Below are 25,571 nucleotides of genomic sequence, written 5' to 3' on the forward strand. Positions count from 1 at the left end.
GGAATGGCCGGCCGCTCAGGTGGGCACCACCCGGGCGACGCTGAAGACCTCGGGCACCTTCTCGATCTTCTGCATCACCCCATGGAGCTGGCCGACGTTGCGAATGTCCAGCACGATGTTGGTCACCGCCACCTTGTCCTTGCGAATGCGGGCGTTCACCGAGACCACGTTGGTCTTGGTCTCCGCGATGGCGGCCAGGATGTCCTTGAGCAGCCCCACCCGGTCGAACGCCTCCACCTCCACCTCCACCTGGTAGGGGCCCTCGTGGGTGCGCTCCCACTCCACCTCCATGACGCGCTCGGGGTGCGCGCGCAGGAAGGCGATGTTGGGACAGTCGCTCCGGTGGATCGTCACGCCTCGCCCCCGGGTGACGTAGCCGACGATCCGGTCCCCGGGCAGCGGCGTGCAGCAGCGGGCGAAGTGCATCAGGACGTTGTCGACCCCGCGCACGCGCACGCCGCGCGACGCCTGGGCCGGCGGCGCGGCCGAGGGTACGGGCGCCGCGGGGGCCTCCGCGGCCGGCGCCTCGCCCCGCAGCGCAGCGACCACCTGCAGCAGCGAGACGTCGCCGTTGCCGATGGCGGCCAGCAGCTCCTCCTCGGACCGCAGCCGGAACTGCTCGGCGACCTCGCGCAGGCGCTCGGCCTTCATGGCCGCGGCCACGGCGCCGGTGCGGCGCAGCTCGCGCTCCAGCAGCTCCCGGCCCCGGGCCACGTTCTCCTGGTGGCGCTCGCGCTTGAACCACTGCTTGATCTTCGAGCGGGCGTTGCTGGTGACCACGAACGTCAGCCAGTCGCGGCTCGGCCCCGGGCTCGACTTGTTGGTCACGATCTCCACGATGTCGCCGGTGTGGAGCTTGTGCGACAGGGGCACCAGCCGCCCGTTCACCCGGGCGCCCACGGTGTGGTGGCCGACGTCGGTGTGGATGCGGTAGGCGAAGTCGACCGGTGTGGCACCCGCCGGGAGGTCGATGACGTCGCCCTTGGGGGTGAACACGAACACCTCGTTCTGGAACAGGTCCAGCCGCACCGACTCCACGAACTCCCGGGCGTCGGCGAGGTCCTGCTGCCACTCCAGCAGCTGCCGCAGCCACGCCAGCTTGCGCTCGACCTCGCGTTCGGCGGCCGAGCCCTGCTTGTACTTCCAGTGGGCCGCGATCCCGTACTCCGCCTCGTGGTGCATCTGGTGGGTGCGGATCTGGATCTCCAGCGGCTCGCCCTCGTAGAGCACGGCGGTGTGCAGCGACTGGTAGCCGCTGGTCTTGGGGGTGGCGATGTAGTCGTCGAACTCGCCGGGAATGGGCTTCCACAGCGAGTGCACCACGCCCAGCGCCGCGTAGCAGTCCTTCACGTCGTCCACCAGGACGCGGATGCCCAGCCGGTCGTAGATCCGGGCGATGCTCTGGCCAGCGTACTTGGGCCGCTGCAACTTCTTCCAGATGCTGTAGAGGTGCTTGGGGCGCCCGGTGATGTGCCGGCGGTCGACCTTGATGCCCGCCTTCTGCAGCTCGCGATGCAGCACGGCGCACACCCGGTCCACCAGCGCCTGGCGGGCCTCTTCGGCCTGCGCCAGCTCCCGGGCGAGCTCGGCGTAGGTCTCGGGGTGCAGCTCGCGGAACGCCAGGTCCTCCAGCTCCTTCTGGAGGCTCCCGATCCCCAGGCGTTCGGCCAGCGGGGCGTAGATGTCCAGGGTCTCCTGGGCCGTGCGCTTGCGCTTCCACTCGGGCAGGGGCGCGATCGTCCGCATGTTGTGGAGCCGGTCGGCGAGCTTGATGAGCACGATGCGGACGTCGTTGGCCATGGCCAGGAACATCTTGCGCAGGCTCTCGGCCTGGCGTTCTTCGCGGCTCTGCCACTCGATCTTGCCCAGCTTGGTCACCCCGTCGACCAGGCCGGCGATCTCGGCGCCAAATCGCTCCCGCAGCTCGGCCGCCTCCACGCCGGTGTCCTCCAGGACGTCGTGGAGCAGGGCCGCCGCCACGGTCGTGGGGTCGAGGTGCAGGTCCGCCAGGATCGTGGCCACGGCCACGCAGTGCGAGATGTAGGGATCCCCCGATGCCCGCATCTGGCCCTCGTGGGCCTGGGCAGCGGCCAGGTACGCGTCACGCACCACGTCCAGGTCGGCCTTGGGGAACCGCTGGCGCAGCGTCGCCACCAGGCTCTGCACCTCGGGTGGCAGCGCCTGGAAGCTGCGGGGTTGTCGGAACAGGTCCAGCCACTTCACCGGCGTCACCCGCGCCGGGCCGCATGTCGCCCGACGCCGCGACAATATCGTAGCAAATTCGCGGTGGACGACCGGCTCCCTGCGCCCTGCGCCCCGCCTACCCGGCGGCCAGGTCGGCCAGCAGCGTGGCGGCGGGCCCGCCTGCCCAGGCGCGCAGGGCGGCCAGGGCCGCTCGCGCGCGCTCACCCTCGACGTACCGCAAAGATCGATGCAGCGGCACGCGCCCGGCCACGTCGGCCAGCGTGTAGCGCACCGTCCCCAGATCCTCGCGGGTGAGCACGCCGGCCTCGGTCAGGATCGCCAGCGCGGCCTCGAGCTGGAGCGGACTGCAGCCACTCCCCTCCAGCACGGGCGACTGGTCCGGTGCGCCCGCGACAGTCCCTCCGGCCGCGCGGATGGCGCGGTAGCAGCGTACGAGCACGTCCCGCGGGGGAAACGTCTCCGCCAGCGCACCCTCGGCCGCCGCCAGGTGGTCGGGGCCGTACGCCAGGATCACCGTCGCGCGCCGCCCGTCCGCCCCGGCCAGGGCCAGCTCCTCGACGGCCAGCAGGGGATCGGGACGGAGGCCCAGCGCGACGACGCGGCGCACATCGGGGCAGATCGCGGGCGCGGTCGCGTGCGTCCCCAGCACCAGGCAGTCGAGCCGGCCGGCCCCGAACAGGTCCTCGAGCACCCGGCGCAGGGTCGCGGGCAGCCCGGCGTGGTAGTACGCGATACGGTCGTCCCGTCCGTCCTGGCGCATCCCTGCGGCGACCGTCACGCTGGTGGCGGGGTCGGCGACGATCACGACGGTCTTCCCGTCCTTGCCGTTCGCCCTCGGGCCTGCCCAGACGTCGGCCCCGCCGCCACGGCGGTCGACCAGCCTCAGGGTCTCGCGTGCTCCGCCGCCGACCGCCACCATCGACAGACCGCGGGCCGCACACCGACGCACCAGAGCGTCCGGCAGCGGGCCCACCACGAGTCGCACGACCTCGCCGGCACGGTCCAGCAGGCGCTCGAGATCCTCTGCCGCCAGCGCGTCGGCCACGACGATGGCCGCAGCCACGGCGTCGGGGTGACGTTCCACCCACGGCAGCGATGCGATGAGCACGTCGAGCCGGTCCCCGGCCAGCGCTTCGGCCACCCGGCCGGCGACGGTCGGCGAGGCCGCGCCGTGGATGGCGGCCGCGCGCACGCCAAGAGCTCGCAACCACGGCGCGGCGAGCTCCCACCACGCGTCGGCCACCGCTGCGCGCGGCACGGCCAGCACCGTGGGGCGTCGTCCGCGTGCCAGCACCGCAAGGGCAGCGATGATCGCGGAGGACACCAGCCCGCGTCCGGGGCCCAGGGGCACCACCAGGCGCTCGCCACGGCGCAGACGCCCCCACGCGTCACGCTGCGCACAGGTGGGCGCACGGCCGCGCAGCAGACCGGCCACGAGCGCGTCCGGGACGTCGGTCTCCTCCGGCCAGTGCACCCGGCTGATGGTGTCGTCTGCCTCCGGATCGGCCACCCCGGTGCGCTCGACCAGGATGTTGAGGCCCCAGGACCGCGCACCGCCGCCGGTCACCGCGGTGGCCGTGGCGACGTACCGTGCGCCGGCGTCCATGGCAGGGGCGAGGTGCGCGGCGAGGCGCGCCCGCAGAAACCCCAGGTGCGTGCCATCCAGCCGGCAGACCGCGATGGCATACGGGTCGCGCGGGTTGGACGGCTCGCGTACCAGACGCAGCCGCTCCCCGGGCTGCACCCTGGGCACCACGGCCTGTCGTCCGGCGTAGGTCACCCCCACGACCTTGGTGTGGAATGCGCCGGCGTGCTCCAGCGGGCGTCGGCCGCTCTCGAGCGCATCGAGGTAGTCGGACGCCCGGGCGAACAACCGCTCGAGCACCTGGCGCGTATCGGTCGCCACCGCGTCCAGGTCGACCCCCGGTGTGACCATGTCCACGGCGACCAGCCGGAGCGCAGGGGCATCGCCCCAGGTGTCCAGCGCGAGGGTGTACGCAAGGTCCACCGAGGCCTGGGTGAAGGCCAGGAGTTCGGCCTTCTCGCCTTCCCGGAAGGCGATCACTTCTGCCGTACGGTGGCCGTCGCCGACCACCAGGCGCAAGTGCGTCCCGTCGCCGACGAGGCGTGTCGCCACCGCCCGCAGCCCGCGGGTAGCGAACACCGGCTCGGGGTTGCCCGGGCCGTGAGGGGCCAGGAGGCCCAGGGCGTCGACGAGGTCCTGGGAGAGAGCCTCCAAACCCACCTCCGCGTCGATCGCCACGATCGGGCGCAGGTCGTCGGCCGTGACCCTGGCTGCCACGGCGTCCTCGAACGCGCGGGCGAAGGCGTCGACGGCATCGGCGGCGATGGACAGGCCGGCGGCCATGGCGTGGCCCCCGTAGGCCAGCAGGTGGCTGTCCGCCGCGCGCAGCGCCTCGACCAGATGAACCGCGGGGACGCTGCGCGCCGAGCCCCGGCCGCTGCTACCCTCCAGGGCGATCAGCACCACCGGGCGGTACAGGCGCTCTGCCAGCTGGGAGGCCACGATCCCGACCACGCCCGGATGCCATCCTTCCTGCGCCAGGACCACCGCCAGGCGCACCCCCAGCCCATCCCGCTGCACGCGCTCGAGCGCCTCGGCGAACACGGCGTCACACAGCTGGCGCCGCTGCCCGTTCAACCGATCGAGGGTCTGCGCCAGCGCGCGTGCCTCCTGCGGGTCCTCGGTGAGTAGCAGGCGCACGGCGTCCCGGGCGTCGGCCAGCCGACCGGCGGCGTTGAGCCGCGGCGCCAGGCCATGCGAGACGTCCCGCACCACAAACGGCGACCGCAGCCCGGCGACGTCGGCGAGCGCGGCCAGGCCCGGCAACGTTCGGCGGGCGAGGTGCGCCAGTCCGACGGCGACCAGCACGCGGTTGTCGTCGAGCAACGTCACCGCATCGGCGATCGTGCCCACGGCGGCCAGCGCGACCAGGTCCGCGGGCACCATATGGCCCCGGCGGGCGAACAGCGCGCGGGCGAGCTGGAGGGCCAGTCCCGCAGCGCAGTAGTCCCCTGGGCGGGGCGACTGCCGTTTGGGGTTGACGAGGGCGGCAACGGCGGGGAGCTGCTCCGGGGGCTCGTGGTGGTCCAGGATCACGACGTCCACCCCATGCGCACGGGCCACGTCGGCAGCGGCATGGGCCGTGGTCCCGCAATCCACGGCGAGCAGCAGCCCGGCCCCGCGCGTTGCCAGCGTCGCGACCGCCTCCGGGTGGAGCCCGTACCCGTCGCGGCGTCGGTCGGGCACGTAGAAGTCGACGTTGCCACCCAGCGTCCGCAGTGCGCGCACGAGGATGGCCGTGGCCGTGACACCGTCGGCGTCGTAGTCGCCGTAGACCACGATGGGCCGGCGCGCTTCCAGCGCGCCGGCCACGCAGGCCACCGCCCGGGCCATGTCCGCCAGCTGCAAGGGATCCTGAAGCCGGTCCAGGTGGGGAGCGAGGAACGCCTGGGCGGCCTGCGGGTCGCGCAGCCCGCGGTTGACCAGCACCCGCGCCACCAGCGGATGCACGCCCAGGGCTGTGGTCAGGGTGGCTGCCGCCGGATCTGCCGGCGCAATCCGCCACCGGGTCCCCTGCCCCTGCGTGTGCGTCACCTCGCCACCATCACTGCAGGTCTGAGGCGACGTCGCCCCGCCTCCGTCCTCGTCCGGCGCGTCAGGCGGGACCTGGAACACCACAGCGGGCCGGGGACGCGCTGCACGTCGGTTCCCGCCCATCGCGCGCTGGCACCAAGACGTCGACGACTTCGTGCGTGGGAACGCCGATGGGAACGATGTGCACCTCGGTTCCCGCCCATCGCGCCGGCACCGGCGGCCGGCGGCGCCTTCAGGCGCCGGGTTCCGGCCGGTCGCCCGGCACGCCCCGCGCCGCTTCCAGTTCGCGCACCCGGGCTTGCAGCTCGCGGACGCGCGCGCGCAGGTGCTGCTGGCCCAGCAGGCTGCTGACGAAGACCAAGAGGCCGCCGATCACGGCGCCGCCGACGACGGCCAGGGCCACCGTGGTCTGCACCTGCCAGACGAGGAACCGGAGCACGACCGGGTCGGGGTTGTACAGGGCGAACACGGTCACCCCGACCAGCAACAGCAGCGCGAACAGCGTGAACGCCGACACGTCGCCCTCCTCACCTGCTGCCGGTCGCACGGCACGTCACAGACGCCACCCCTGGCAGGTACCGGGTCAGCGCCGGCGACTCCGCCGGCGTCCCGGTGCGGACGGCGCGGCCGCACTGACCGCAGCCTCCGGTGCGGGACCCTGCGCGGCCAGCGCCGCACGCCCGCGCCCGGCCCGCCGTTCGGCCCAGAGGTGCCAGTCGACGAGCAGCGCGCTGGCGTTGAACACGGACGAGTACGCCCCGGTGAGAATCCCCACGATCAGCCCAAACGCGAAGTCCCGGGTGGTGGAGCCCCCGAAGAGGTAGAGCGCCCCAAGCGCCAGCAGGGTCGTCAGCACCGTGTTGATGGAGCGCACCAGCGCTTCCAGCAGGCTGCGGTTGACCAAACGGTCGAAGGGCTCGCGCGTCCGCAGGGCCAGGTTCTCCCGGATCCGGTCGAAGACCACGATCGTGTCGTTGATCGAGTAGCCGACCACCGTGAGGAGCACGGCCACGAAGCTGCTGTTGACCTCCTTGCGGGTCAGGGCGAAGACCCCCACGACGACCAGCAGGTCGTGCAGCAGGGCGGCGTCGGCCGTGAGCGCGTAGCGCACGGACCGGAACCGATAGGAGATGTACAGCACCTGCAGGGCCAGGCCCAGGACGACCGCCACGATGGCCACGTTGCGCAGCTCTCTGCCGATCTTCGGCGAGACCTGCTCGTGCTGCAGCACCGTGACGCGGCCAAACTGCGCGCGTAGTGCCGCCAGCATCCCCTCACGGGCCTCCGCCGCCATCGGCCGGGTGCGGATGAACAGCAGGCCGTCGCGCTCCTCCTGGCCGCCGCGCTGGATGATGCTCTGCCCCACCGCGTAGCGGTCCACCACAGCACGCACTTGGTCGAGGGTGAAGGGCCGTTCGACCCGCAGCTGGAAGAAGTCGCCGCCGGTGAAGTCGACCCCCCAGTTGAGGGCACCGCGGCCCTGGGCCGCGTGCCAGACCAGGGCCACCACCCCGGGCACGATGACCAGCAGCGACAGCAGGTAGCCCCATCGGCGGCGGCCGATGATGTCCCACAGGCGAGGCGCGTCGGTCATCGTCGCGCCCCTCCCGCCATGCGCTCCAGCGCGCCGCCCAGGCCCAGGGCGTCGAGGCCGTCGGCGAGCGCCCGGGTGACCACGATGGCCGTGAACATGCTGACGACGACGCCGACGCTGAGCGTGACGGCGAACCCGCGGATGGGCCCGCTACCCAGCAGGAAGAGCACCAGCGCCGCCAGCAACGTGGTGACGTTCGAGTCCAGGATGGTGGTCATGGCGCGCCGCCATCCGGCCGTCATCGCCGCCCGCACGCCCTTCCCGCCCCGCAGCTCCTCTTTCATCTTCTCGAAGATGATCACGTTGGCGTCGTCCGCCATGCCCACCGACAGCACGATGCCGGCCACGCCCGGGAGCGTCAGCGTAGCGCCCAGACCGGTCAGGACCGCGACGAGGAACACCAGGTAGGCCGCCAGCGCCAGGACGGCGAGCACGCCGGCGGCCCCGTAGTAGAGGGCCATGAACCCCGCCACGGCCACGGAGGCGATGCCAGCGGCTTTCAGGCTGGCCTGAATCGAGTCACGGCCCAGCTGGGGGCCCACGGTGCGGTTCTCCACCACCTCGACGGGGATGGGGAGCGCACCGCCCCGCAGCAGCACGGCCAGGTCCCGGGCCTCCTCGATGGACCGAAACCCGCCGCTGATGACCCCCCGCCCGCCGGTGATGCGGTCGCGGATCACCGGCGACGAGATCACCTCGTTGTCGAGCACGATGGTGAGGTAGCGGCCGATGTTCTTGCCGGTGAACTCCTCGAAGATCCGGCTGCCGCGGCCGTGGAACTCGAACTGCACGATGGGCTCGGCGGTGGTCTGGTCGAACGCGGCACGGGCATCCCGCAGGTCCGCGCCGGTGAGCACCACCTTCTTCTCCAGCGCCAGCGGCGCCGGCGGGGCCTGCCCGGCCGGCGCGGGCAGGGTGACGGTCTTGCCATCAGCGCTCCACCGCGCGCCCTCGGGCAGCTGCTGGGTCCCGGTGTCGACGAACTCCAGCAGCGCGGTCGTGCCGATGAGCCGGATGGCCCGGTCGGGATCCTCGATGCCGGGCAGCTCGACGATGATCCGCGTCGCGCCCTGGCGCTGGATGGTCGGCTCCACGACCCCCAGCTGGTCGATGCGCCGCTCGATCACCCGCATGGCGGCGTCCACCGCTTCGGGTGTGGCCTTCGTGGTGGGCGAGTCGCGGCCTTCGAGCACCAGCAGGCTGCCACCCTGGAGATCGAGGCCGAGGTTCATGCGCAGGGCGGCGCCCTGCCACGCCGGACGCCATCCGTGGAGACGAACCGGCTGGAAGGCGATCTGCACGGCGACCAGCACCAGGACGAGGATCAGGAGTAGCCGAAGACCGACGCGCGATCCCACCGGGCAATCCCCTTTCGATCACGGGCGCAGCGCGCGAGGGCGCAAAAAAAGAGGGCCACGGCCCGGCTCATTATAGGCGTCTGAGGAATGCAGTGTCAAACCACGGGCCCACCGGCCCACCGACGCCGCATGCGGGCAGGGGGATGGCCGTAGCGCCCACGAACACTGCGTCCGTGAGCCTGTGGCCCGCTGGCGCCGAGGCGACGCCGCGTCCCCTCCGTGTGGACGGCTGCGAGGTCTTCGTGGGCACCTGTTCGTGGGCCGACCGGGGCCTTCTGGCCAGCGACTTCTATCCGCGCGGCGCCCGCACCGACCCGCAGGCGCGCCTGCAGCACTACGCATCCGTCTTCCCCACCGTCGAAGTGGACGCGTCGTACCACGCGCTCCAGCCCGCCGAGCGCGCGCGCCAGTGGCTGGCGTGGACGCCACCGTCGTTTCGGTTCAACGTGAAGGCCTTCGCCTGGCTGACCGGACACGAGAGCGACCCGCGGCGGCTGCCGCCGGGCATCGCGGCGCTGCTCCCGGCTGCGCTGCGGGAGGGCGGGCCGGTGGCGGGCACGCACGTGCCCGAGGAGGCGCTCGCGGCCGCCTGGGACGCCTTCGCGGCCTTCGTCGACGTCTTCGCGCGCGCAGGCCGGCTCGGCTACGTCCTGTTCCAGTTTCCCAAGGGCCGGGGCTTCTCGCCCGACCTGCTGGCCTCGCTTGAGGCCTGGATGCCGTACCTGCGCGCCTGGCCGGTGGCCGTCGAGATCCGCCACCGGGACTGGCTGTTCCGCCGCCACCGCGAGACCTTCCTGGGCTACCTGCGCGCGCGCGGCTTCGCCTACGTCGTCCCCGACCTGGTCCAGGCGCAGTACCTCCCTCCGCCGGAGCTCGTCGTCACCGCCGACTGGTCCGTGGTGCGGTTTCACGGCCGCAACCCTGCGCTGCTGGAGCGGCGGGCGCCTACCGAGCGGGCCTACGACTACCTGTACTCGCCAGACGAGCTCTGCGCCTGGGCCCGCGACGCCCGCACGCTCGCGGGCCAGGTGCGGACACTGTACTTGATGTTCAACAACCACGCGCGGGGTCACGCAGCGCGCAACGCCCGCCAGATGGTCGACCTGTTGGCCGGCGGCTTCGACGATCCCGCAGGCGCAGCGCGGGCACAGTGACGCGTCCGAGACGGCCACGCCCGAGATGCCGGTGTGCTGGTGCCGGAAGGCTGCAACCGGCGCGCTCAGCGCGGGACCACCCGGAACCGCAGGTACCACTCGCGGACGTCGGGCGCGCGATACTGGTACTCGCTGACGAGGACGAGCTGCGCCCGCGCGCCGCCCAGCAGACCCGCCAGCACCCGCGGGTCGGGGACGCCGGCGATCTGCGCGGTGACGGTCACGAACAGCTCGTCGACCAGGCCGGCGTCGGCCAGCCGACGGTTGAACGCGGGGCCGCCCTCCGCCAGCAGGCGGCGCCATCCGCGCGCCGCGAGCAGCCCCAGGGCAGCAGCGAGATCGACCTCGCCGCCGGGACCGACCGGCGTGACGAGCACCTCCGCACCGGCTGCTTCCAGCTGGCGCCGGTCGGCTGCGCGCGCGAGTTCGGTGGTCAGGACCACGGGCCGCACCTCGCCGTGGGTGAAGAACCGCTTGGCCAGCACCTCCGGGGCGAACTCCGCCCGCCGCGTAACGACGACGGCTGCGGGGTTCGCCGGGCGGCCGCTGGCGCGGCGGGCGGCCTGCAGCACCGGATGGGTGACCGCCACCACGTCGTTGCGACGCAGGGTGCCTGCGCCGCTGAGTACCGCATCGGCCCAGCCCCGCAGGGTGTGGAACAGGTAGTGATCGACCGCGGAGCCGAGCGTCCACGCCCTGCCGTCGACCGCCACGGCGCCGTCGAGGGTCTGCACCATGTTGACGATCACCGCCGGCCGGTCGGCCGGGACGCGTACGTCCAGGTCGCGGTAGACCTCGGCCAGCGGCTCGGTCGCCGGAAAGGGTCGGGAGGCGTGGTACACCAGGTGGAGCACGTCGGGCAGAGCGTCCGGCCCGTCGTGGCGGCGCGGTGCGTCAGAACTCAATGACCGCACCGGCGTGCACGAGCCGCCGCTGTACCTCGCGCACCAGGTCGGGCTCTGCAGCCAGCTGGTGCGGGGTCACCCCGTGCTCGACCGCCACCGCCGCCGCCACGCCCACGGCCTGCCCCATGGCCATGGTGGTGGGCACGACCCGGGCGGAGCCCGCCGCCTGGTAGGTGGCCGAGAACGCCCGGCTGGCGACGAACAGCCCGTCCACGCCGGCGGTGACCAGCGCCCGCAACGGGATGGTGTACATCCGCCGTACGGGCTTGAACGGGTAGCGCTCGCCTTTCCGGTACTGGTGCAGGTCGATCGGGTACGAGCCGACCGCCACGCGATCCCAGAACACCCGGCTCGCGGCGATGTCGTCGGCGGTGAGCGTGTAGAGACCGGCCAGGTGACGGGTCTCGCGGACGTAGAGCTCCGGCGCGAGTTCCACCAGCCGCGCACGCTCGAATCCCGGCACGTGCGCTCGCAGGTACGCCAGCAGCCGCGGGATCTCGGCGCGCGCGCGCTCGTACCCCTCGCGCACCGAGGCGGGATCGGTCCCGTCGACGTCGTGCACCTGCAGGGCGTTGATCCAGATGGTCCCGTCGGGCAGCCGTCCCAGGTTGAGGTCATGGGCCGAGGTCCGCTCGTCGGCCGCCTGGTAGTTGAACATCAGGTCACGGAACCCCCACGCGTAGCCGCCCAGCGCGCCGCTGGGCTGGCGGCCGCGCCGGTGCGACCAGGCGTAGTGGACGGCCGCGCGCCAGTCGACGCCGGCCACGCGGAACAGGAGCGTGGCGGGCATCGCCCGGCGGTCCAGACCCGAGGTCTCCCGCCCGTAGGTGAACCGCACACCGGCCGCCGCCGCGAGGTCGCCGTCGTCGGTGGCGTCGATCACCACCGCTGCCCTGGCCGGCCGGACCTCGCCGTCGGGGAACCGCAGGAGGGCGCCCTTGACCCGCGCGCCGTCGCGCAGCGGTCGGACGACCTCGGTCTGGAGGAGGAGCTGGATCCCCGGCTCGGCCTCGACGAGCTCGCGCAGGACCCGGCGCGCGTGCCGTGGGTCGAACGTGACCCCCCCGAGCCGCCCGTAGACCTCGAGGAAGATGCCGCGGACGAGGTGCTCGCCGTTGGGCTTGCGGCTGAGGTCCACCATGTTGAGCATCGCGCCCGTCCACACGGTGCCCAGGTAGGGCCGGCGCTCGACCAGCAGCACCGTGCGCCCCTGGCGGGCCGCCGCCACCGCGGCGGCCACCCCCGCCGGGCTGCCGCCGACCACGAGGACGTCGGCAGCGAGCACCGGGGGCCGCAGGTCCCGCCGCAACATCTGGGGACGCGCCAGGACCAGCACCACGCCGCCCAGGCAGGCGAGCAGGGCGGCCAGCGCCCGGGCCCGCACGGCCGCGCGCCTAGTCCGCGGGCTGCCGCGCTGCCGGTGCTGCTAGCGGGACGGGGTCGCCGGGCGGCTTGAAGCGCTCGATGGGATTGCGGCAGTCGCGGCAGTAGTAGACTGCCCGGCACAGCGTGGGGCCAAACGCGTTCTCCAGGACGGTGTTCGTCGAGCCGCAGTAGGGGCAGGCCGCGGGCTCGGCCAGGGTCCGGTGCGGGACGCTGAGCCCGTGAGCCGACAGCCGCGCGCGCGCCGCGGGCGTCAGGCGGTCCAGGGTCCAGGGCACGTCGTACCGGAACTCGACGTCGGCGCCGCGCACCCCCGGCAGCTCCAAGACCCGGGCGCGCACCCGCGCGCGGATCACCTCGAGCGCCGGACAGCCCATGAACGTGGGCACCAGGAGCACCCGCACCCTGTCGTCGCAGACCTCGACCGTCTCCACGAGGCCCAGGTCCGTGATGGCCACGGGCAGTTCCGGGTCCTCGATGGTCCCCAACGCCCGCCAGACCTCGTCACGGGTCACTGCCATGGATACTCACCAGCGCGCGGTGGGATCGGTACGCCACACCGACGTCATCTCCTCCAGGAGCGCCTGCAGCGCGGCCGTGTGGTGGCCGCGCCGGCCGCCGGTGGCCGCGGCCACCGATGGGGGACGCAGGCCCAGCGTCTCCAGACGCGGTCGCACGGCGGCCTCGAACCGGCCGCGCTGTGCCACCGGCCCGGCGGGCAGCAGCCCGTCGCCGACCAGGCGCGCGTGATCGTCGGTCTCCTCGAACAGCCCGAGGGCGTCGGGCCAGATGGCGTCCAGCGCCGCCTGGAGCCGGGCGGTCGCCTCGTCGCCGGCGCGGGCCAGGCGCACCAGCCACGCATCGCTGAACAGGAGGTGGTACTTCTCCTCGCGCTGCAGCGCTCTGGCCAGCGCCGCGAACGGGCCCAGGGGCGCGTCGGCCAGGTCGGCCAGCCGGACGGCATCGGCGTGATCGTACAACCATGCGCGCACGATGGTGAAACCCCAGTCGCCGTTGGGGTGCTCGACCAGCACCGCGTTGCCAAACGCTGGCGCGTCCCGCCCGAAGGCGAGCCCGTCGGGTGTCGCCCCGGTCGCCGCCGCGACCTGCTCGTAGAGCACGCGGGCGTGCCCGAGCTCCTCCTGGGCGATCGACGACAGCGCGACGTCGGACTCGATGTCCGGCGCGAACCCCGTCCACTCCGCGTGGCGGTGGCCCAGGATCAGCTCGTCGTCGGCCCAGGCCCGCAGCACACCGCACAGCGCGGCCTGGACGGCGTCGTCCCGCAGGGCGACGGGCGCATCGGCCGCCGTCCACAGCCCGGTCATCGCCGGCGGTAGACCCGTTGCTGCTCCCGGTACGAGCCGCCGAACCGGTAGCTCTTGTCGGTGGCGGGCGCGAAGAGGTCGGCGTCCTCGTAGCGGGTCGCCGTGATGTCGGTGTAGCGCACGACCCAGAGGTTCACGCACGGGTCGCGCCGGGCGAACTGTTCCTTGGCCAGCACCAGCGCCATCTCCGGATCGGGCGCGTGCACATCACCCACGTGCACGTGGGGCTCGGCCTTGGAGTCCTGCCGGAAGACGGCGAAGACGGACGCGGCCTCGGGGACCACGTCGCCCAGGTTCACGGCCGCGGCCCGCTGCCGGGAGTCCACCGCCTGGTCGCCTCGCGTCGTGCCGCGCCGCGGCCTGCGGATCCGCGGCGTCTGGAGCAGGCCGCCCTCCCCCGGCGCCCTACGCGGCCGCCGCCCATCGCCCCAGCGCCTCGCGCACCCACTGGTGCTGCGCGTGGTAGCGGTTGCGCAGCTCCAACCGGGCCCGCGTCCTGGGGCCCTCGCCACGCAGGATGCGCCGGAACTCGTCCCAGTCGGGCTCGGTGTAGACGTACTGGCCCGTGGCCTCGTCCCACCGCAGGCCCGGATCCGGAACCCGCAGCCCGTACTCCTGGATGAGCGGCACGAACTGGCGCAAGAACTGCTGGCGCAGCTCGTCGTTGGTCTTGACCTTGATGCGCCAGCGCATCATCTGCTCGAGGTGGGGCGACGCCTGGTCGCGGGGGCCGAAGAAGTGCATCAACGGCGTCCACCAGCGGTCCAGCGCGTCCTGCAGCATCGCCCGCTGCGCCGGCGTGCCCTCGGCCAGCGCCTTGAACCCGTCGATCCCCAGCCGGATGTGGAAGTCTTCTTCGTAGCAGATCCGGCGCAGCACCCGGGCGTAGGGGGCGTACGAGCAGGCGCGCAGCGCCCCCTGGGTCTGCATCGCCGCGCCGTCGACGAACACCTGGATGACCACCACGTCGGCCCACGTCTCGGCGGGGTAGTGGAAGACGTTGTGGAACTTGGCCCGGCCCGCCAGCAGGTCGTCGATCATGGCCGCACGGGGCCGGCCCAGGTCCTCGGCGACGCGGTAGAGCAGCTGGGCGTGCCCGATCTCGTCCTGCACCTTGGCGATCAGCGCCATCTTGCGCGCCAGCGTCGGTGCCCGGGGAATCCACTCGCGCTCGGGCAGCGCGCCCATCAGCTCGGAGTTGGCGTGCATCTGGATCAGCCGGAGGCACTCGGCGCGGTAACGCGCGGGCATCCACTCGCCCGCCTCCACCCGTTCGCCGGCGGCGATCCGCGCCTCGAACGCCGCCAGCTGTTCGGGATCGTCCTCGGGCGCTGCCGGCTGGTGATGCATCATCCGGTCACTCCCCGCCCCACGATCGTGTCCCATTGTACGCACCCGGCGCGTGCGCTTCAACACCCTCGGTCAGGGTGTTTCGGATCGAGCTGCACCTGGGCACGCGACGTGGTCACCAGCGCAGCCTGCAGCCGATCGTAGGTCTCCGTCAGGTGCTGGGGTAGCACCTTGGTCGCCGCCAGCACCGGCATGAAGTTCGTGTCACCCACCCATCGGGGGACCACGTGCACGTGCAGGTGGTCCTCCACCCCTGCCCCCGCCGCCCGCCCCAGGTTCAGGCCGATGTTGAACCCCTGGGGGGCCAGCGCGGCCTCGAGCGCGCGCACCGCCAGCGCGGTGACGGTCACCAGCGCGCCGGCCTCGTCGCCGGTCAGCGCGTCCAGCCGGGCGGCGTGGCGGTAGGGGACGACCATCACGTGTCCGCTGTTGTACGGAAACTGGTTGAGCATGATGAACGCGTGGGCCGCGCGGTGGACGATGAGCCGGCCCCGGTCGTCGCCGGCGGCGAGCGCGTCGCAGAAGATGCAGCCGTCGGGCTTGGGCGCCATGACGTAGACGCCGCGCCACGGGGCCCACAGCACGTTCATGGCCCGCCCCGGTCCAGGCGCGCCAGCGCCTGCGCGGCCGCGGCCTGCTCCGCTTCCTTCTTGCTGCGGCCGCGCCCCTCGCCCAGGAGCTTGCCGCCCGCCTCCACCACCGCCACGAAGACGCGGGCATGGTTGGGGCCTTCTTCCTGCGTGATGCGGTAGCGCGGCATCTGCCCCCGCCGCTGCAGGCGCTCCTGGAGCTGGCTCTTGAAGTCCTGGCCGGCGCGCTGCATCTCCTCGGCCAGGTCGGCGATCCACCGGGACACCACCGCGTGCGCCACGCCGTAGCCGGAGTCCATGTAGATGGCGCCGATCACCGCCTCCACCGCGTCGGCCAGCAGTGCCGGCCGCTGGCGACCGCCGCCCTTCTCCTCCCCCTTCCCGAGCAGGATGTACCGCGCCAGCCCCAGCCGGCGCGCGATGGAGGCCAGGGCCGCCTCGTTGACCAGGCGCGCCCGCTGCTTGGCGAGCCCGCCCTCGTCCACGTCGGGATACCGGCGGTAGAGGTCGTCGCTGACCACCAGGCTCAGCACCGCGTCGCCCAGGAACTCCAGCCGCTCGTAGCTCTTCAGCGGGGCGCCGCGCTCGTGACTGAACGACCCGTGGCGCAGCGCCAGGTCCAGCAGCGAGCGGTCGCGAAAGCGCACGCCCAGGCGCTCCTCCAGCTGCGCCAGCTGCGCCAGCCGCTCCTGCGAGAGCACCTCGCCGACGGCGCCGGTCTCGTCCGGCGGGCTCGGGCCGCGCAGGGGTCTCACCATACGGCCCGGAGCACCAGGGTGGCGTTGTGGCCCCCGAAGCCAAAGGCGTTGGACATGACGGTGCGGAGCCGCGCCGGGCGCGCGGTGTTGGGGACGTAGTCCAGGTCGCACTCGGGGTCGGCCACCCGGTAGTTGATGGTCGGGGGGATCACCTGATGGCGCAGCGCCAGACAACAGGCGATCGCCTCGACGCCGCCGGCGGCGCCCAGCAGGTGGCCGGTCATCGACTTGGTGGAGCTGACGGCGAGCCGGCGGGCGTGGGGCCCGAAGGCGCGCTTGATGGCCAGCGTCTCCAGGCGGTCGTTGTAGGACGTGCCGGTCCCGTGGGCGTTGATGTAGTCCACCGCCTCGGGGGGGAGCCCGGCATCGCGCAACGCCGCCGCCATGGCACGGGACGCGCCGTCGCCCTCGGGGTCGGGCTGGGTGATGTGGTGGGCGTCGGTGCTGGTGCCGTACCCGACGAGTTCGGCGTAGATGGGCGCGCCACGCCGCTCGGCCACCTCCAGGGCCTCCAGGAGCACCACCCCGGCGCCCTCGCCCATGACGAACCCGTCCCGGGTGGCGTCGAACGGCCGTGATGCGCCCGCCGGGTCGTCGTTGCGGGTCGTCATCGCCTTCATCGCCGCAAACCCCGCCAGCGACAGCGGCGTGATGGCGGCCTCCGACCCGCCGGCCAGCATCGCGTCGGCCTCGCCGTACTGGATGAGGCGCGCCGCATCACCGATGGCGTTCCCGCCCGTGGCGCACGCGGTCACCACGCCCTGGCTGGGCCCCTTGGCCCCGATTAGGATGGCGGTCACGCCGCTGGCCATGTTCCCGATGACCATGGGCACGAAGAACGGCGAGACGCGGTCGGGGCCGCGCTCGATGAGGGTACGGTGCTGGGCCTCCCAGGTGATGACCCCGCCCATGCCCGAGCCGATGACGACGCCCACCCGCGTGGCGTTGGCGGCCGTGATGGTAAACCCCGCGTCCTCCAGCGCCAAGCGGGCGGCCGCGTAGGCGAACTGCACGAACCGGTCGTTGCGCCGTGCTTCCTTACGGTCCATGAACGCCGTGGGGTCGAAGTCCGGCACCTCCGCGGCGATCTGCGTGGCGAACCCCGAGGGGTCGAACGCCGTGATGCGCCGGACGCCGGACCGTCCGGCCACCAGCCCGGCCCAGAAGGCCTGATGGCCGATGCCCAGGGGGGTGACGACCCCCAGCCCGGTCACGACGACCCGCCGCCGCGTGGGTGCCACCGCATCGCCACCTACTGGGCCTGGTCCTTCATGTGGGCCTCGATGAACTTCACTGCGTCCCCGACCGTCACGATCTTCTCGGCCTGTTCGTCGGGGATTTCGATCTCGAACTCCTCCTCGAGCGCCATCACCAGCTCCACCACGTCCAGCGAGTCGGCGCCCAGGTCCTCGACGAAGGACGACTCCCGGGTGATCGTCTCCTCCTCCACGCCGAGCTGGTGCGCCACCCGCGCGCGCACACGTTCGAACACCGACGCCATCGTCCACATCACCTCCGCACCGGCCGGGCTGGACGCGCCCGGCCCGGGTCAATGCATGATCATACCACCGTCGACGTTCAAGACCTGCCCCGTGATGTACGCCGCCGCGTCGGAGGCCAGGAACACCACGGCCGCCGCCACCTCCTCCGGCGTCCCTGCCCGGCCCAGGGGGATCTGCTGAAGGTAGCGCGCCCTCACCTCGGGCGGCAGGCGCTCCGTCATGCCGGCTGCGATGTACCCGGGCGCCACGGCGTTCACGGTGATGCCCCGGGAGCCGACCTCGCGCGCCACGGCCCGGGTCAGGCCGATGAGCCCGGCTTTGGCGGCCACGTAGTTGGCCTGCCCGGCGTTGCCCGCCTGGCCGGCCGCCGAGGCGACGTTGATGATACGCCCGCTGCGCTGCCGGAGGAACTCGCGCAACGCCGCCCGGATGCAGTAGAACGCTCCCGAGAGGTTCGTGGCCAGCACCTGCTGCCAGTCCGCGTCCGTCATCCGGAGCACCAGCCCGTCGCGGGTCGTGCCGGCGTTGTTCACCAGGATGTCGAGCCGGCCGAACGTGTCGGTGGCGGCCGCCACCACGGCTGCGGCCTGCTCGGGCGACGTCAGGTCGGCGGCGACGGCGCGCGCGCGGCCACCCAGCGCGGCGATCTCCGCCACCACCGCCTCGGCGGCCTCCTGGCGGTGCGCGTAGTGCACGATCACGGCCGCGCCCTCCCGGGCGAGCGCCACGGCGATCCGGCTGCCGATGCCGCCCGAGGCGCCGGTGACCACGGCCACACGGCCGTCCAGCACCCCCATGGCGCTTACCCGCGCGCGTCGCCCGCGTCGGCGCCCACAGCGTCGGCCAGGACCGCGCGGGCCGCATCCAGGTCGGCGGGGGTCGCCACCGAGAGCACACGCGCCTGCGGGAGCGTCCGGCGGACGAGACCGGCCAGGGTCGTTCCGGGTCCGGCTTCGACGAACGTCGTGGCGCCAAGCCCATGCAGCCGACGCACTGACTGCTCCCAGCGCACCGGGCGCGCGACCTGGGCGATCAGGAGCTGGCGGATGGTCTGCGCGTCCTGCACCGGCTCGCCCGTGACGTTGGCGACGACCGGGATCGCAGCATCCCGCAGCGGCACCGCGGCGAGGACTGGCGCGAGCCGCGCGGCTGCCGCCTCCATGAGCGACGTGTGGAACGGCGCGCTGACCGCCAGGGGCACCGCACGCCGGGCACCCAGGGCCCGCAGACGTGCACAGGCAGCGTCGACGGCCGCCCGGTCGCCCGCAATGACCACCTGGCCGGGCGCGTTGATGTTGGCGACCTCCACCACGCCGGTCACCTCGCGGCAGACGCCGTCCACGGTGTCGACGTCCAGCCCCAGCACCGCCGCCATGGCGGTGGCGCGCCCGGCCACGGCCTCCTGCATGTAGCGTCCGCGGAGCCGCACCACCCGCACGGCATCGGCCAGGTCCAGAGCACCCGCGGCCACCAGCGCCGTGTACTCGCCCAGACTGAGGCCGGCCGCGTACCGCGGGGCGATCCCGTGGGCGATCAGGACCGCCGCAATGGCCCAACTGCAGGCCAGCAACGCCGGCTGGGTGTTCTCGGTCTCGCGCAGCACCTCGTCGGGGCCGTCGCGGCACAGCGCCAGCAGGTCCAGGTCGATGGCAGCGCTGGCCTCGTCGAAGACCCGGCGCGCCTGCGGGAACCGGTCGGCCATGGCGACGCCCATGCCGACGTGCTGCGCGCCCTGGCCGGGAAACACGAACGCGATCACGGCGTCTGCGGCCGACCTCCCCTGGGCCCTGCCGTCCAGCGCATCGCCGCCGCGCCCCACGTCAATCCCCCGCCGAACGCCACGAACGCCACCAGGTCGCCCGGACGCACCCGCCCTTGCTCTACGGCCTCGTAGAGCGCCACCGGGACCGACGCGGCGGAAGTGTTCCCGTACCGGTCCACGTTGATGAAGAACTTCTCCAGCGGCTGGCCGAGGCGGCGGGCCGCCGCCTCGATGATCCGCAGGTTGGCCTGGTGGGGGATGAAGCAGTCCACCTCGTCGACCGTGTACCCCGCCTGGGCCACCACCTGCTCCAGCGCCCGCGGAATGGCCCGCACGGCGAACTTGTACACTTCCCGGCCGTTCATCTTGATGAAGTGCTCCCGCGCCGCCACCGTCTCCGGGCTGGCCGGCCGGCGCGAGCCGCCCGCGGGCAGGGAGATGAGCTGGGCCCCCCCACCGTCGGCGCCCAGGTGAAAGGCGAGAAATCCCTCGCCGGCCGCGCAGGGGCGCAGTACCACCGCGGCGGCCGCGTCGCCGAACAGCACGCACGTAGCGCGGTCGGTCCAGTCCGTGATGCGGGAGAGGGTCTCGGCACCGATCACCAGCACGGTGTCGGCCGTGCCGGCAGCGATGGCGGCGTGCCCCATCGCGACGGCGTACGCCCAGCTGCTGCACGCCGCCGAGACGTCGAAGGCGCCTGCCCGCACCGCCCCCAGCTGGTGTTGCACCAGGCAGGCGGTGGCGGGAAACAGCATGTCGGGCGACGCGGTGCCCACCAGGATGAGATCCACGTCACGGGCGTCCAGCCCCGCGTCCCGCAGCGCGTCCCGGGCGGCCTCGACGGCCAGGTCGGAGGTGGCGACCCCGTCGGGTGCGACGCGCCGCTCGCGAATGCCGGTGCGGGTGACGATCCACTCGTCGCTGGTGTCGACCAGCCGCTCGAGCTCGCGGTTGGTCACCACCCTGGCCGGGATGCTCCGACCCATGCCGGCGATGGTCGCGCCTCGCCGCGTGGCGGTCCGCGTTGCAGCCTGCACCCGCGGAACGGGATGGACCGTGCTCATGGAAGACCTCCTGTGGCGAGGATCCAGATGGGTCGGCGAACGCCGGCGGTCAGGTGCGTCGCGGCCACACCGGGCATGGGATCACAGTCCGCCGCATCCACCGTCCGGATGCGATGCGGATCGGCCACCCGCGAGGAGCATGTCTGACACACGGTCACGCATAAGGGGACCGGGGTCCCCAAAAATCGCGTCACGACTTTTGGGGTGATCTAGGCTTCCTTCCTCTTCTTCTTCGCGCCAGACCGCGCGGAGGGAGCGACGACCTCCCGCCCGGCGTAGGTACCGCACGAGGGGCAGACCCGGTGCGGGAGCACGCGAGCCTTGCACTGCGGGCACGTGACGAGGGTGACGGGCGCAAGCGTCCAGCGGCTCCGCCGGTGTCCGGTCCACGAATGGGGATGTCGTCGTTTCTGCGCCACGTGGTGTCTCCTCCGTCTGGCTGACGCCCGTCGTTCAGGTCGCGGTGCTCGCGTCGTCGCCCAGCAGGGCCCGCAGCGCCGCCAGGGGCTGCAGCTGCGTCGGCGCGGGCTCGTCGGGACACTGGCAGCGGCCGTCGCGCCGATCGGCGCCGCACCGCTCGCAGATGCCCTCGCACGCCTCACGGCAGTGCACGACCATGGGCAGGGCCAGCACCAGCTCCTCGCGGGCCAGCCCCGAGAGGTCCAGCCCGATGCTGCCGCCCGCCGTCACCAGCACCGGGTCGTCCTCGTCCCACGCCAGCTCCTCGTCCACCTCGGCCGCCAGGTGGTACGGAAACGGCCGCGCACACCGGTCGCACCGAAGCTCCACCTGGGTCCGCACCCACCCGGAAACCTTCAGGACCGCGCCCAGGTTGGTTAACGTGAACTCGCCGTCGACCGGATCCGTGAACGGCACCTCGGCGATCTGGCTGGCGAGCGTCTCGTGGTAGCTGACCACGAGGACGGCGCCCCGCTCCGCGCGGAGCCGGTGCAGATCCACGATCATGGTGCCAGGCCCTCCGCCAGGCTGTCCCATTATAGGGAGCGGGTTTTTGCAGTGTCAACGAACCCGCCGGGGCGCGCGCAGCACCTCCTGCCCCCGCCGGATCGTGGCCAGCACGCGCTCCACCTCGGCTTCCAGCCGCTGCAGCACGTCGGCCGCGTACTCGTCGGCACCACGGCGAATGCGCTCGGCTTCGCGCCGGATCTCGTCCAGACTCGCGGCAGCCTCCGGCGACGGACCGCCCTCGGCCGCCGCCCGCGCCCGTGCCTGCGCGTCCAGCACCAGCCGGCGCGCCTCCTCGCGCGCCTGGGCCAGTGCCGCTTCCGCCTCGGCCTGCAGCGCTGCAGCCCGCCGCAGCTCCTGCGGCAGGGCCGCCCGCGCCATCCGCAGCAGGCCGATCACCTCCTGCTCGACGGCCTGGCGCACGTCGGCCGGCAGGCGCCCGAGGTGACGCCGCAGCACCCGTTCGGCGCGCTCCAGCATCTCCAGAGCCGACTCCATGCGCCCCTCCCTTGCTTCCGTCTACGCTCCGTCATCCGCCCTGCGGACCGGTGGCCCGCGATCCCCGCCGGCGCGCCACCTGCGGCGCGCCCACCGGCAGGTCACCGGCCCGGGAACTTGCTCCGCAGCCGGCGGGCGACGTTGGCGGGCACGATGCTCTCCACGTTGCCGCCGAGGCTGGCTACCTCGCGGATCAAGGACGAGGAGACGAACGCGTACTCCGGAGCCGCGATCAGCAGCAGCGTGTCCAGCGACGGTGCCAGCCGGCGGTTCATGGCCGACTGCTTCAGCTCGTAGTCGAAGTCGCCGACAGCGCGCAGCCCCTTGATCAGGCACGTCGCCCCCCGGGCGAGCGCGAACTCGACGGTGAGGCCGCTGTAGGCGGCCACCTCCACCGACGAAAGGTCGGCGAGGCACTCACGCAACATCTCCACCCGCTCGCCGACGGTGAACACGCCGCGGCCCTTCTCGACGTTCTCCGCGACGGCCACGATCACCCGATCGAACAGCCGCGCAGCGCGCCGGATGACGTCGATGTGCCCGTTGTGCACGGGGTCGAAGCTCCCCGGATAGACCGCGATGTGCACCCCCACCCCTCCCCCGGCGCCCCCGCCTCATGCCCGACGGCAGGGCGTCCGCGCCACGCGTCCCGCCGCATCCCGCCCGTCGCGCAGGGCTGTCCCGGATTCCGCCGGTGCCGATCCCACGCGTCCACGGCCAGGGATCGAACCCGACGGCACCCGGGCCCTGACCGACGCCGATTTCCTATTTCGTCGCACACAGGGCTAGGCGTCGCGTGCCCGCAGATACCACAGCGCCGTCTCCCCGTAGCGCGCCTCCCGCTCAAGGTGCCATCCGCCCGCCGCAGGTCGATCGCGCCAGTGCCCCTCGGCGACGACCAGGCCCCCGGGCGCCAGGATGCCGGCGACGCCGATCGCCTCGAGCGTCCGCGGGATCCATTCCTGCCCGTATGGCGGGTCCATCAGGATCACCGCGAAGCGCCGGCCGGCCGCCCCCAGTCGTCGGATGGCGGTCAGGACGTCCTCGGCGACGACCTCGGCCCGGTCGGCGACCCCCGCATCCCGCACGCGTGCGGCCAGTGCCCGCGCCAGGCGCGCATCACGTTCCACAAACACCACGGTCGCCGCGCCCCGGCGCAGCGCCTCGAGCCCCAGTGCCCCGGTCCCGGCGAACAGGTCCAGCACCGCCGCGCCCCGCACGCGCTCGCCCAGCGCGTTGAACAGCGCGTCCCGCACCCGCGCGGCCGTGGGGCGCACCTGCCCGGCGGTGCGGCGGCGCTGGGGCGGACCCCGCCGTGCGCTACGCGCATGCGCGGGCCCGCGGGTCCGCCCCTGATCGCGGGCAGGTCCGGGCCTCATCCGACCGACGCGAGCCCCGCCCGCTCCCGGAGTCGCTGCCGCACGAGCCGGGCCAGTGGGGCCACCGCGGGGTCTGCGAGGTCCGGATCGTGTTCCAGCAGGGCCTCGGCCGCGGCGCTGGCCTCCTCCAGCACCCGGGCGTCGGCGACGAGGTCGGCCACCTGCAGTCCGGTCGCGCCGTGCTGGCGCGTGCCCAGCACCTCGCCGGGACCGCGGATCGCCAGGTCCTCCTGAGCGATGCGAAAGCCGTCGTGCACCGCCGCCATGACCTCCAGACGGCGTCGGCCCTCCTCGGTGGTGGGATCGGCAAGGAGCACGCAGATCCCGCGCTGCCTCCCGCGCCCGACACGCCCGCGCAGCTGGTGCAGCTGGGCCAGCCCGTACCGGTCGGCGTTCTCAATGACCATGATCGTGGCGTTGGGCACGTCGATGCCCACCTCGATCACCGTGGTGGCCACCAGCACGTCGATGGCCCCGGCGCGGAACGCCTCCATGCGCTCGGCACGTATCGCGGCAGGCAGCCGGCCGTGCAGGACCTCCAAACGCAGCCCGGCCAGGGGCCCCTCGCGCAGTTCCTGGGCGAGCCGCACCGCCGAGGCCGCGGCCACCACCTCCGACTCCTCGATGAGCGGGCAGACGACGTAGGCCTGCCGGCCGCCCGCCACCTGCTGCCGGAGCCACGCGTAGACCCGGGCACGGGCCGCCGTCGGGCGCACGTGCGTCGCCACGGGCTGCCGGCCGGGTGGGAGTTCGTCCAGCACCGAGACGTCGAGATCGCCGTAGAGCGTCAGGGTCAGCGTCCGGGGAATCGGCGTCGCCGTCATCACCAGCACGTCGGGCGCCGTGCCCTTGGCGCGCAGCCGCGCGCGCTGCATCACGCCGAACCGGTGCTGCTCGTCGATGACCGCCAGCCCCAGGCGAGCGAATGTCACGCCCTCCTCGAGGAGGGCATGGGTACCGACGGCGACCAGCGGCTCCCCGGCGGCCAGCCGCGCCAGGGCCACCTGTCGGACCGCGGGGTCGGCACCACCGGTGAGCAGCACGACCGGTACGCCCAGCGGGGCCAGCAGCTGGCGCAACGTGAGGTAGTGCTGTTCCGCGAGGATCTCGGTGGGCGCCATCAGCGCGCCCTGCGCGCCACCCTCCACGCAGGCGACCAGCGCGGCGGCGGCCACGGCCGTCTTGCCCGAACCCACGTCGCCCTGGAGCAACCGGTTCATCGGCACGGGCGCGCGCATGTCCCGCAGGATCTCGTCGATCACGCGCCGCTGCGCGGCCGTCAGGGGATAGGGAAGCGAGGCGACGAAGCGCTCCAGCAACGGTCCCGGCGTCGCGTAGGTCGTACTGCGGGGGATGGCCCGCAGCGCCCGCCGCTGCTCCAGCACGGCCAGCCGCAGGACGAGCAGTTCCTCGAACGCCAGGCGGCGGCGAGCGGCTGCGGCGTCGTCGGGATGCTCGGGGAAGTGCACCGCCCACAGCGCGTCGCGCAGGGGCAGCAGGTGGTGCCGTGTCCGCAGGTCTGCGGGCAGCACGTCGGGCAGGGCGTCGGCGCACGCCACCAGCGCGTCGCGCACCAGCACGCGGAGCGTGCGTTGGGGCAGGCCCTCGGTCGTGGGGTAGATCGGCACGAGCCGACCGACGTGCAGCGGATCGCTGTGCGGATCCAGGATCTCGAACTCGGGGGCCACGAACTGCAGGCTGCGACCGGCGCGCTCCACACGCCCGTAGAGACTAACCTGCTGGCCACGGGCCAGCGTCGTCGCCAGGTAGGGCTGGTGGAACCAGATGGCCAGCGCAGCACCGGTGGCGTCCACCACGGTGGCGCGCACGATGGGGATCCCGCGGCGGGTCCGGAGCAGCTGTACCCGTTCGATGCGGGCAACGGCCGCCTGCTCGACGCCCTCCCGCAGGAGCGCCAGCGGCGTGGGATGCCGCCGGTCCTCGTGCCGGCGCGGCAGGTGCAGCACCAGGTCACGGACCGTCCGGATCCCCAGCCGCGCCAGCAGCGCTGCCCGCGCGGGCCCGACGCCGCGCAGGTACTGCACGGCGTCGTCGGGTCCCAGCCGGCGGGGACGGCCGGCGACCGCGGGCGCGTCGAGAGGCACGGTGCGGCGCCTGGACATACGGAACCGACCCGCCGGGATCACGGGTCTGGC

General features: G+C 73.2%; 25 protein-coding genes. 1 reads left to right on the forward strand and 24 read right to left on the reverse strand.

Annotation, left to right across the window (positions count from 1 at the left end; translation table 11 throughout):
- Nucleotides 1-15: 15 nt before the first annotated feature.
- From QN157_12415 to secD, 5 genes are all read right to left on the reverse strand, one after another.
- Nucleotides 16-2,223 carry a bifunctional (p)ppGpp synthetase/guanosine-3',5'-bis(diphosphate) 3'-pyrophosphohydrolase gene (locus tag QN157_12415; GenBank protein MDR7556393.1) on the reverse strand — a complete coding sequence of 736 codons (2,208 nt, stop codon included), beginning with the start codon at nucleotides 2,221-2,223 and terminating at the stop codon, nucleotides 16-18.
- A 97-nt stretch (nucleotides 2,224-2,320) separates the two neighbouring features.
- Entirely contained in the window at nucleotides 2,321-5,824 is a 3,504-nt protein-coding gene (gene recJ, locus QN157_12420) for a single-stranded-DNA-specific exonuclease RecJ (protein MDR7556394.1), read from the reverse strand.
- Between the two features lie 232 nt (nucleotides 5,825-6,056).
- Nucleotides 6,057-6,341, reverse strand: coding sequence for a LapA family protein (locus QN157_12425; GenBank protein ID MDR7556395.1), 285 nt, complete (start codon nucleotides 6,339-6,341; stop codon nucleotides 6,057-6,059).
- 66 nt (nucleotides 6,342-6,407) lie between these two features.
- Nucleotides 6,408-7,418 (reverse strand): protein translocase subunit SecF, encoded by a 1,011-nt coding sequence (gene secF / locus QN157_12430; protein MDR7556396.1) that lies wholly within the window; start codon nucleotides 7,416-7,418, stop codon nucleotides 6,408-6,410.
- Nucleotides 7,415-8,776 (reverse strand): protein translocase subunit SecD, encoded by a 1,362-nt coding sequence (secD, locus tag QN157_12435; GenBank protein ID MDR7556397.1) that lies wholly within the window; start codon nucleotides 8,774-8,776, stop codon nucleotides 7,415-7,417. Before secD ends, secF begins: the two co-directional genes overlap by 4 nt.
- Before the next feature lie 173 nt (nucleotides 8,777-8,949).
- On the opposite strand from secD, the gene QN157_12440 reads away from it, so the two are divergent.
- A complete protein-coding gene (locus QN157_12440; GenBank protein ID MDR7556398.1) occupies nucleotides 8,950-9,930 on the forward strand; it encodes a DUF72 domain-containing protein in 981 nt (326 codons plus the stop codon).
- A 65-nt stretch (nucleotides 9,931-9,995) separates the two neighbouring features.
- On the opposite strand, the gene QN157_12445 is transcribed toward QN157_12440, so the two are convergent.
- The 19 genes from QN157_12445 to recG form a co-directional block, all read right to left on the reverse strand.
- Nucleotides 9,996-10,835, reverse strand: coding sequence for a dihydrofolate reductase family protein (locus QN157_12445; protein ID MDR7556399.1), 840 nt, complete (start codon nucleotides 10,833-10,835; stop codon nucleotides 9,996-9,998).
- A complete protein-coding gene (locus QN157_12450; protein ID MDR7556400.1) occupies nucleotides 10,825-12,219 on the reverse strand; it encodes an FAD-dependent oxidoreductase in 1,395 nt (464 codons plus the stop codon). Before QN157_12450 ends, QN157_12445 begins: the two co-directional genes overlap by 11 nt.
- 10 nt (nucleotides 12,220-12,229) lie before the next feature.
- Nucleotides 12,230-12,739, reverse strand: coding sequence for a 1,2-phenylacetyl-CoA epoxidase subunit PaaD (gene paaD / locus QN157_12455; protein ID MDR7556401.1), 510 nt, complete (start codon nucleotides 12,737-12,739; stop codon nucleotides 12,230-12,232).
- A gap of 6 nt (nucleotides 12,740-12,745) precedes the next feature.
- Entirely contained in the window at nucleotides 12,746-13,546 is an 801-nt protein-coding gene (gene paaC / locus QN157_12460; GenBank protein ID MDR7556402.1) for a 1,2-phenylacetyl-CoA epoxidase subunit PaaC, read from the reverse strand.
- Entirely contained in the window at nucleotides 13,543-13,872 is a 330-nt protein-coding gene (locus QN157_12465; GenBank protein ID MDR7556403.1) for a hypothetical protein, read from the reverse strand. The genes paaC and QN157_12465 overlap by 4 nt, the downstream gene beginning before the upstream one ends.
- Before the next feature lie 79 nt (nucleotides 13,873-13,951).
- Nucleotides 13,952-14,899: a 1,2-phenylacetyl-CoA epoxidase subunit PaaA gene (paaA, locus tag QN157_12470; protein ID MDR7556404.1), complete on the reverse strand. Its 948-nt coding sequence runs from the start codon at nucleotides 14,897-14,899 to the stop codon at nucleotides 13,952-13,954.
- 56 nt (nucleotides 14,900-14,955) lie between these two features.
- A complete protein-coding gene (locus QN157_12475) occupies nucleotides 14,956-15,486 on the reverse strand; it encodes an HIT domain-containing protein (GenBank protein ID MDR7556405.1) in 531 nt (176 codons plus the stop codon).
- The gene (gene rnc, locus QN157_12480; GenBank protein MDR7556406.1) at nucleotides 15,483-16,244 is read right to left on the reverse strand and encodes a ribonuclease III; all 762 of its coding nucleotides are present in this window, start codon (nucleotides 16,242-16,244) and stop codon (nucleotides 15,483-15,485) included. The genes QN157_12475 and rnc overlap by 4 nt, the downstream gene beginning before the upstream one ends.
- Complete coding sequence (gene fabF / locus QN157_12485) at nucleotides 16,238-17,485, reverse strand: beta-ketoacyl-ACP synthase II (protein ID MDR7556407.1); 1,248 nt, start codon at nucleotides 17,483-17,485, stop codon at nucleotides 16,238-16,240. Before fabF ends, rnc begins: the two co-directional genes overlap by 7 nt.
- An 11-nt stretch (nucleotides 17,486-17,496) precedes the next feature.
- Nucleotides 17,497-17,745: an acyl carrier protein gene (acpP, locus tag QN157_12490; GenBank protein MDR7556408.1), complete on the reverse strand. Its 249-nt coding sequence runs from the start codon at nucleotides 17,743-17,745 to the stop codon at nucleotides 17,497-17,499.
- A gap of 48 nt (nucleotides 17,746-17,793) precedes the next feature.
- Entirely contained in the window at nucleotides 17,794-18,543 is a 750-nt protein-coding gene (gene fabG, locus QN157_12495; protein ID MDR7556409.1) for a 3-oxoacyl-[acyl-carrier-protein] reductase, read from the reverse strand.
- A 5-nt stretch (nucleotides 18,544-18,548) separates the two neighbouring features.
- Nucleotides 18,549-19,505, reverse strand: coding sequence for an ACP S-malonyltransferase (gene fabD / locus QN157_12500; GenBank protein ID MDR7556410.1), 957 nt, complete (start codon nucleotides 19,503-19,505; stop codon nucleotides 18,549-18,551).
- Nucleotides 19,502-20,572, reverse strand: a complete 1,071-nt coding sequence (locus QN157_12505; protein MDR7556411.1) for a beta-ketoacyl-ACP synthase III — start codon at nucleotides 20,570-20,572, stop codon at nucleotides 19,502-19,504. Before QN157_12505 ends, fabD begins: the two co-directional genes overlap by 4 nt.
- A gap of 209 nt (nucleotides 20,573-20,781) precedes the next feature.
- Nucleotides 20,782-20,991: a 50S ribosomal protein L32 gene (rpmF, locus tag QN157_12510; protein MDR7556412.1), complete on the reverse strand. Its 210-nt coding sequence runs from the start codon at nucleotides 20,989-20,991 to the stop codon at nucleotides 20,782-20,784.
- A gap of 34 nt (nucleotides 20,992-21,025) precedes the next feature.
- Nucleotides 21,026-21,538 (reverse strand): DUF177 domain-containing protein, encoded by a 513-nt coding sequence (locus QN157_12515; GenBank protein MDR7556413.1) that lies wholly within the window; start codon nucleotides 21,536-21,538, stop codon nucleotides 21,026-21,028.
- 54 nt (nucleotides 21,539-21,592) lie between these two features.
- Nucleotides 21,593-22,036: a hypothetical protein gene (locus tag QN157_12520; GenBank protein MDR7556414.1), complete on the reverse strand. Its 444-nt coding sequence runs from the start codon at nucleotides 22,034-22,036 to the stop codon at nucleotides 21,593-21,595.
- A 101-nt stretch (nucleotides 22,037-22,137) separates the two neighbouring features.
- The gene (gene coaD, locus QN157_12525; protein ID MDR7556415.1) at nucleotides 22,138-22,623 is read right to left on the reverse strand and encodes a pantetheine-phosphate adenylyltransferase; all 486 of its coding nucleotides are present in this window, start codon (nucleotides 22,621-22,623) and stop codon (nucleotides 22,138-22,140) included.
- A gap of 198 nt (nucleotides 22,624-22,821) precedes the next feature.
- Entirely contained in the window at nucleotides 22,822-23,313 is a 492-nt protein-coding gene (gene rsmD, locus QN157_12530; GenBank protein ID MDR7556416.1) for a 16S rRNA (guanine(966)-N(2))-methyltransferase RsmD, read from the reverse strand.
- Nucleotides 23,314-23,411: 98 nt separating this feature from the next.
- On the reverse strand, nucleotides 23,412-25,520 hold the full coding sequence (recG, locus tag QN157_12535) for an ATP-dependent DNA helicase RecG (protein MDR7556417.1): 2,109 nt from the start codon (nucleotides 25,518-25,520) through the stop codon (nucleotides 23,412-23,414).
- Nucleotides 25,521-25,571: the final 51 nt, after the last annotated feature.

The sequence above is a fragment of the Armatimonadota bacterium genome (assembly GCA_031459855.1).
Taxonomy (GTDB): domain Bacteria; phylum Sysuimicrobiota; class Sysuimicrobiia; order Sysuimicrobiales; family Humicultoraceae; genus Fervidifonticultor; species Fervidifonticultor primus.